At 72.8% G+C, this 7,397-nt stretch carries 4 protein-coding genes and 2 pseudogenes; 4 read left to right on the top strand and 2 right to left on the bottom strand.

Annotated features, from left to right (window positions below):
* On the bottom strand, positions 1-992 hold a 992-nt coding region (locus tag TR49_RS39215), incomplete at its 3' end, for a homocysteine S-methyltransferase family protein (protein WP_042391211.1).
* A gap of 302 nt (positions 993-1,294) precedes the next feature.
* Between TR49_RS39215 and TR49_RS39210 the strand changes: the two are divergent.
* From TR49_RS39210 to TR49_RS39195, 4 genes and pseudogenes are all read left to right on the top strand, one after another.
* Positions 1,295-2,140 (top strand): annotated as a pseudogene (locus TR49_RS39210) (PAC2 family protein); the annotation flags it as partial.
* 288 nt (positions 2,141-2,428) lie between these two features.
* Positions 2,429-2,920, top strand: a complete 492-nt coding sequence (locus TR49_RS46230; RefSeq protein WP_052435001.1) for a DUF6643 family protein — start codon at positions 2,429-2,431, stop codon at positions 2,918-2,920.
* A gap of 102 nt (positions 2,921-3,022) precedes the next feature.
* Positions 3,023-3,865: an MOSC domain-containing protein gene (locus TR49_RS39200; RefSeq protein ID WP_042391207.1), complete on the top strand. Its 843-nt coding sequence runs from the start codon at positions 3,023-3,025 to the stop codon at positions 3,863-3,865.
* Positions 3,866-4,022: 157 nt separating this feature from the next.
* Complete coding sequence (locus TR49_RS39195) at positions 4,023-6,443, top strand: right-handed parallel beta-helix repeat-containing protein (protein ID WP_042391205.1); 2,421 nt, start codon at positions 4,023-4,025, stop codon at positions 6,441-6,443.
* 18 nt (positions 6,444-6,461) lie between these two features.
* On the opposite strand, the pseudogene TR49_RS44315 reads toward TR49_RS39195, so the two are convergent.
* Positions 6,462-7,397 (bottom strand): annotated as a pseudogene (locus tag TR49_RS44315) (hypothetical protein); the annotation flags it as partial.

The raw sequence follows: 7,397 nt of genomic DNA, 5'->3' as shown, positions 1-7,397 counted from the left end.
GCCGCCTCGGGCTGCGGGGTCCGCCGGGTGACCGGGAGGCCCTGGACGCGCTCGACGACCTGGCGCAGGTGTTCCGGTGTGGTGCCGCAGCAGCCGCCGACCAGGGAGAGCCCGTACTCGCGCACGAAGGTCTCGTGCGCGTCGGCCAGCTCCTCCGGACTGAGCGGGAAGACCGCGCCGTCCTTGCCCAGGATCGGCAGGCCGGCGTTCGGCATGCAGGACAGGCCGACCTTGGCCTGACGGGCGAGGTAGCGCAGGTGCTCGCTCATCTCCGCCGGACCGGTCGCGCAGTTCATGCCGATGAAGTCGACGCCGAGCGGCTCCAGCGCGGTCAGCGCCGCGCCGATCTCGGAGCCCAGCAGCATCGTGCCGGTCGTCTCCATGGTGACCTGCGCGAAGATCGGCAGGCTCAGCCCGGACTCGGTCAGCGCCTGCTTGACGCCCAGCACCGCCGCCTTGACCTGCAGCAGGTCCTGCGCGGTCTCGATCAGCAGGGCGTCCGCGCCACCCGCGATCAGTCCGGCCGCGTTCCGGCGGAAGCCCTCGCGGATGGCCTCGAAGGTGATGTGGCCCAGCGTCGGCAGCTTGGTGCCGGGACCGATCGAGCCGAGCACCCAGCGCTGGCGGCCGTCCTCGGCGGCGAAGTCGTCGGCGACCTCACGCGCCAACCGCGCGCCGGCCTCGGCCAGCTCCTCGATCCGGTCGGCGATGTCGTACTCGGCGAAGGCGGAGAGGTTGCAGCCGAAGGTGTTGGTCTCGACGCAGTCGACGCCCACAGCGAAGTAGGCCTCGTGCACCGAGCGCACGATGTCGGGGCGGGAGACGTTCAGGACCTCGTTGCAGCCCTCGTGCCCCTGGAAGTCGTCCAGCGTGGGGTTCCGGGCCTGCAGCATGGTTCCCATGGCCCCGTCCGCGACCACGACGCGGGTGGCGAGCGCCTCGCGCAGCGCGTCGGCGCGCTCCTGGGCGGCAGGGGGAACGAAAACGGCCATGAGGGGCTCCCTGTGTGCGACGGCTGTCGGCTTTGCGCCCACTCGGTCGCGGGCGCACGAGGCCCAGCGTATTGCAGCCGACACATTCGGCTCCTCCGGATTCCGCCAGGTGGGACGGCGGTCCCGGCTCGCGGACCCGTACGGCCCACCCCGGTGGCGGCCTGTCGGCCCTCGGCGAACCACCGGTTAAGCCGCCGCGCCGCAGGCATGGTTGCCCGTACGCTGGGCACTTACAGTCCGTGGGACGGCTCGGTCGAGCCGGATCCCGGCACAGCCTGGCAAGTGTGGAGGGAGGCACCGGGGTGGTCGAGCTTGAGGACGTGCCCGAGCTCATCGACCCGGTCATGGTGGCCGCGTTCGAGGGCTGGAACGACGCGGGGGACGCCGCATCCACCGCGGTCGCCCATATGGACGACACCTGGGGCGGCAAGGTCTTCGCCGAGCTGGATGCGGAGGACTACTACGACTTCCAGGTGAACCGTCCGACGGTCTGGATGGACGGCGGGATCCGCCGGATCACCTGGCCGACGACCCGGCTCTCGGTGATCCGGGTGACCGAGCCGAAGACCAGGGACCTGGTCCTGGTCCGGGGCATCGAGCCGAGCATGCGCTGGCGCAGCTTCTGCCAGGAACTGCTGGCGCTCGCCCACGAGCTGGGCATCGAGATGGTGGTCATCCTGGGCGCCCTGCTGGGGGACACCCCGCACACCCGTCCGGTTCCGGTCAGCGGTGTCACCTCCGATCCGGACGTGGCGCGCTCCCTGGATCTGGAGGAGAGCCGCTACGAGGGCCCGACGGGCATCGTCGGGGTGCTGCAGGAGGCCTGTGCCCAGGCGGGCCTGCCGGTGGCGACGTTCTGGGCGGCGGTCCCTCACTACGTGGCGCAGCCGCCGAACCCGAAGGCGACGCTCGCGCTGCTGAACAAGCTGGAGGACCTGCTGGACATCCGCGTGCCGCTCGGCGAGCTGCCGGACGACGCGCGCGCCTGGCAGCTCGGGGTGGACCAGCTGGCGGCCGAGGACAGTGAGGTGGCCGAGTACGTCCAGCAGCTGGAGGAGGCCAAGGACACCGTCGACCTCCCCGAGGCGTCCGGCGAGGCGATCGCCCGTGAGTTCGAACGCTACCTGCGCCGACGGGACAACCAGCCGCCCAAGACAGGCGACTGACCGGGGCCTTCGCTGCGCAGCGCACCCTTGGCGCATCCGACCGAAAAACACCTTCCGCCCCCCTTGGGTCACGGCCCCCAGGGGGGCGGAGTGCGTCCGTCCGGTAAACATTGCATCAACAATGCGACCGGTTCGCACCACACTCTGCTTCCGATCTGACCGTTTTTCACCACTTCGGGCAGTCGCGCGAGTCAAAAGCTCGGCAATCCCCGCAACTACCTGTGGTGACACTCTCCTCAGCAGGCATGTTGTGGGCTTACCGTATGCGTCATGACCTCCCGCTCCTACGACGGAGTCGGTTACTACGCTCCGTCCTTTGCCTCGGACACCCCCATCTACGACAGCCTTGTGGCTGAGCGGGGCGTCCCCCAGATCGCGCCGATCAACGTGCCCGCCGCACTGCCGCCGGCGAGCTATGACAGCTTCGGCTCGTCGTCGTACGGCTCCTCGTACGGCGCGGGCTACGGCTCGTCCTTCGGGGGCAGCAACCTGCCGGCCATGCCGACCTCCCGCCTGGCTCTGGGCCCCGGACCGAGCAGTCCCAGCTACACCCCGCCCACGCCGGTTCCGGCGCAGTACCCCGCGCCCCAGCCGTACATCCCGCACCAGCCCAACTACGGTGGCGCGCCGTCCCAGTACACGGCGCCGGTGGCCCCCGTGGCCCCGCTGCGCCCGGCCCCGCCGCAGCCGCAGGGCGGGTACGGCTACCCCCAGCAGCAGCCCCAGGGCGGCTACGGCTACCCCCAGCAGCGGAGTTACTGAGGCTCCACGGGAGGTCTGAGTCCTCGAGGGGCGCGGGGTCTCCCCGCGCCCCTGACAGGTCGCCGGACCTGCACAGCACTCGAACACTGGCACCATAGAGGCATGGCAACTCGGCTCACTGCGCTACGGATACACCCGGTCAAGTCCTTCCACGCCCAGGCGCTGGAGACCGCCTCCGTCGAGCCGTGGGGGCTCGCGGGAGACCGCCGGTGGATGCTGGTCCAGCCGGACGGCGAGGTGCTGACACAGCGTGAGGACCCGCGGCTGGCCCGCTTCCAGGCCCGGGTCGACGCCGACGGCACGCTGCTGCTCGCCCACCCCGACGCCGACGCGCCGCTGCACGTCGGCACGCCCGACCCGACGTCGCTCGCGCCCGTCTCGATCTTCCGCAGCGGCTTCACCGCCCCGGTCGTCGAGGACCCGAAAGTCGCCGACTGGTTCGGCAAGCTGCTCGACCGCGAGGTGCGCCTGGTCCACCTCGACGACCCCCACCGGCGGCCCAGGCCGGCCACCACCAGCCTGGCCGACGCCTACCCCTTCCTGCTCACCACGACGAGCTCCCTCGACGCCCTCAACGCGCTGATCGCGCAGGACCACCCCGACGAGGCCGCCGACGCCGGCCCCGTCCCGATGGAGCGTTTCCGGCCGAATCTCGTGCTGGACGAGCCGACGCCGTGGGCGGAGACCGGCTGGCGGCGGATCCGGATCGGCGCGGTGGAGTTCGAGGTCGTGCAGCAGTGCGGCCGTTGCGCGATCACCACCGTCGACCAGGAGGCCGGGGTCTTCACGGGCGCGCAGCCCCTGCGCACGCTGCGGAAGCGCCGCCGCTTCGCCAAGAGCGCCGCCTTCGGCATGCACCTCGTCCCCCGGGCTCCCTACGGCACCCTGCGCGTGGGCGACGAGCTGACGGTGCTGGAGTCCGGCCCGCTGCCGCAGCCCGACTGAGCGGAACCGATCACAACAGCTCACCGGTGCGGGCGGCGACCGATCGCCTTCCCGCTCGTTGTCATCGATGTCGAAGGAAGAGGGTCGGGCGAGGGTGCCGGACGCAGTACCGTGGGCGGACGCAGCAGAACGAGAGAGCTGGGGGCACCGGATCGTCATGGGAGCAGGCGTGGTGCGGGTGACCCTGGACGGCGCCTCGCGCTGGCGTCGTCGCTCGGGCGAGTACACCACCGTCACCGAGGCGTTGGCGGCGGCCGAACCGGGTGACACGGTCACCCTGGGGGCGGGCGTCTACCGCGAGAACATCGTGCTGGACAAGGCCCTGACGCTGCGCAGCGCGGAGGGTCAGGGCACGGTGCGGATCGAGCCTTCCGCCGGCAGCGCGCTGATCGTGCTCGCCTCGGCGGCCGTGCACGGACTGGTCCTGGAGGGCCAGGACGGTTCCGCGCCCGCCGTCGTCGTCGCGGCCGGAGCACCGGAGCTGACGGAGTGCCGGATCTCGACCCGCTCCTCGGTCGGCATCGAGATCCGCGGCGAGGCCAGGCCCGTCGTCCGCACCACCAAGGTGGAGAACCTGGGCGGTCTCGGGCTGCGCGTCTCCGAGGCCGCCCAGGCGCTGGTCGAGGACTGCGAGATCGACGGCACCGGCCAGTCCGGCGTGGTCGTCCGCGCGGGCGGCACGCTGCGCCTGCTGCGCGGCACGGTGCGCCGCACCTCCGGGGCCGCCGTGGTGCTGACCGGCGAGGGCAGCCGGATCGAGGCGGAGGGCTGCGAGTTCACCGAGGTCGACGGCAACGGCGTCCAGGCCGACGACCGGGCCGAGGGGTTGCTCGTCGACTGCACCGTCTCCCGCGTCTCGGACAACGGCCTGACCCTGGACGGCGCGGCCACGCTGCGGCTGACCCGCTGCCGTCTGCACGACATCCCGGAGAACGCCGCCGACCTGCGCGGCCGGGCCCGGCTCACGCTGACGGACAGCCGGCTGCGCTCCTTCGGACGCAACGGCCTGTCCGTCTGGGACACCGACACCGCCGTCGAGGCCGTCGGCTGCGAGCTGCTCGACAGCACCGGCGACTACCCCGCGGTCTGGGTCATCTCCGGCGCCACCGCCAAGCTGACGGACTGCCGGATCCAGGACGTGCCCGACGGACTCTTCGTGCTCGACCGCGGCTCCGCGGCGGAGGCGGCCGGCTGCACGCTGAGCCAGGTACGCGGCACGGCCGTCTCGGTCAGCTCCGGCGCGACGGTCCGGCTGGACCGGCTGACCGCGCAGGACGCGACCACGGGCATCTGGTTCCGCGACCACGGCAGCGGCGGCCTGCTGACGGACTGCGAGATCGCCGACACCGCGACCGGCGTCATCGTCACCCGCGGCGCAGACCCGGAGCTGCGCGGCTGCACGCTGCGCGGCAGCGGCGAGGCGGCCGTCTACGTCTCCGCGGGCGGGCGCGGCACCTTCGAGGAATGCCGCGCCACGCACGGCAAGGGCTACGGCTTCCACGTCATCGACGGCTGCCCGACGGTGCTCACCCGCTGCCGCGCCGAGCAGAACGCGCGCGGCGGCTTCGAGTTCTCCGAGCCCGGCCCGGTGGCGGAGGGCTGCACCTCGGACGACGCGAAGCCCGCCCCCGCGCCGGCCGTCCCCTCCGCCGCCATCGCCGACGAGCCGCCGCTGGCCACGACCCTCCCGGGCGCCGCACTGGTCCGCACCCGCGCGCTCGTCCCGGCGCAGCCCCTCGCGTCCGGGCTGCCGCAGATCGCCCCGATCCCGGACTGCCGTCCGGCGGAGGAGGCGCTGGCGGACCTCGACGCACTGGTCGGTCTGGGGACCGTCAAGCAGGAGGTCCGCACCCTGATCGACCTGATCTCGGTCGGCCGGCGGCGTCGCCAGGCGGGCCTGAAGGCGCCCTCGCTCCGGCGCCATCTGGTCTTCACCGGCTCCCCCGGCACCGGCAAGACGACGGTGGCCCGCCTCTACGGCGAGATCCTCGCCTCACTGGGGGTGCTCCAGCGCGGCCACCTCGTGGAGGTCTCCCGGATGGACCTCGTCGGCGAGCACATCGGCTCCACCGCGCTGCGCACGGCCGAGGCCTTCGACCGTGCGCGCGGCGGCGTCCTGTTCATCGACGAGGCGTACGCGCTGGCCCCCGAGGACGGCGGCCGCGACTTCGGCCGCGAGGCGATCGACACGCTGGTGAAGCTGATGGAGGACCACCGCGACGAGGTCGTGGTGATCGTCGCGGGCTACACCTCCGAGATGGAGCGCTTCCTCGCCGCCAACCCCGGTGTGGCGTCCCGCTTCTCCCGCACCATCACCTTCCCCGACTACACCGCCGAGGAACTGCTGCGGATCGCCAGGGCCCAGGCCGAGGAGCACGAGTACGAGCTGGCCGAGGCCACCGCGGACGCGCTCCTGACCCACTTCGCGGCCCTGCCCAAGGGCCCGACGTTCGGCAACGGGCGCACGGCCCGGCAGGTCTTCGAGACGATGATCGAACACCACGCCGTCCGCGTCGCCCAGCTGCCGGACGCGACGACCGAGCAGTTGCAGCTGCTGCTGCCCGAGGACCTGCCGTAGGCCGTCAGCCCCGGGCCGTCAGTTCACGGCTGCCGGGGCGTCCTCGATCGCGCTGAGCAACGCGTCGCGGGCCACGAGGAAGCGCGGGTCGAGCCGGTAGTCGAAGTGCCCGTTCACCGGCACCAGGATCGGGTACTCCTCGGTGCGCCCGAACGACAGAGGGTCCGGGAAGGCCGGCTGGTCGGGGGCCGGGCTGCCCGCGCACGCGGGGATGCGGACGGGGCCCCCGATCGGGTCGGTGAGGCGGAAGAGGTTGTCCCACCGCGGCATGTCCCGTTGCAGCCGCATCAACTGGTCGGGGCCCATGTAGGCCGGGAAGAACCGCCCGTACAGGCGGCGCAGCGGTGAGCCGTAGGTCAGCAGGGCGACCCGGCCCCGGGTCGCGGGGTCGAGCTGCCACAGGGCCGCCGCCGCGAGGATCGTGCCCTGTGAGTGGGCGGACAGGACCAGACGGCGAGCCGGATCCGCGGCGAGCCAGGTCCGGACGCGGGCCTCGATGTCGGGCACGGCCCGCTCCGCGTAGCACGGCGGCGCGAGCGGGTGGGCCGCGCGCGGCCAGAAGGTGCCGATGTCCCACAGCACGCCGACGGTACGCCGCCGCGCCGGGGAGGTGTAGGCGCTGCGCCCGAGCGCGACCAGGCTCGCCAGGAAGGCTGTGGTCAGCCATCCGCCGAGGCTCTGCAGCATCTCGCCGAGCCGGGAGCCGATCTCACCCAGGTCCGCCGTCGCCGCCGTCAGCGACTCCCCGCTGACCAGCGCGCCGACCAGCGCCACCAGCAGCTGGAGCGCTGCGGCCAGCGCCAGCGTGCCGATGACGCCTGCGCCCGCCTCGGTCAGCCGCGCGCCCGCCAGTGCGGTGGTGATCTGTCCGGTCCGGGGCGAGTCCGTCGTCGGCGGCTCGTCGTAGGCGGCCAGAACGGCGGGCCGCAGCGCCTTCTTCGCCCGCAGCAGCGG

Source organism: Streptacidiphilus melanogenes, from assembly GCF_000787835.1.
Classification (GTDB): domain Bacteria; phylum Actinomycetota; class Actinomycetes; order Streptomycetales; family Streptomycetaceae; genus Streptacidiphilus; species Streptacidiphilus melanogenes.
This window is presented reverse-complemented; position numbering and strand designations above follow the sequence as displayed.

Coding starts and splice junctions, on each gene's coding strand:
- TR49_RS46230 (WP_052435001.1), top strand. CDS start 2,429: ATGACCTCCCGCTCCTACGACGGAGTCGGTTACTACGCTCCGTCCTTT.
- TR49_RS39200 (WP_042391207.1), top strand. CDS start 3,023: ATGGCAACTCGGCTCACTGCGCTACGGATACACCCGGTCAAGTCCTTC.
- TR49_RS39195 (WP_042391205.1), top strand. CDS start 4,023: ATGGGAGCAGGCGTGGTGCGGGTGACCCTGGACGGCGCCTCGCGCTGG.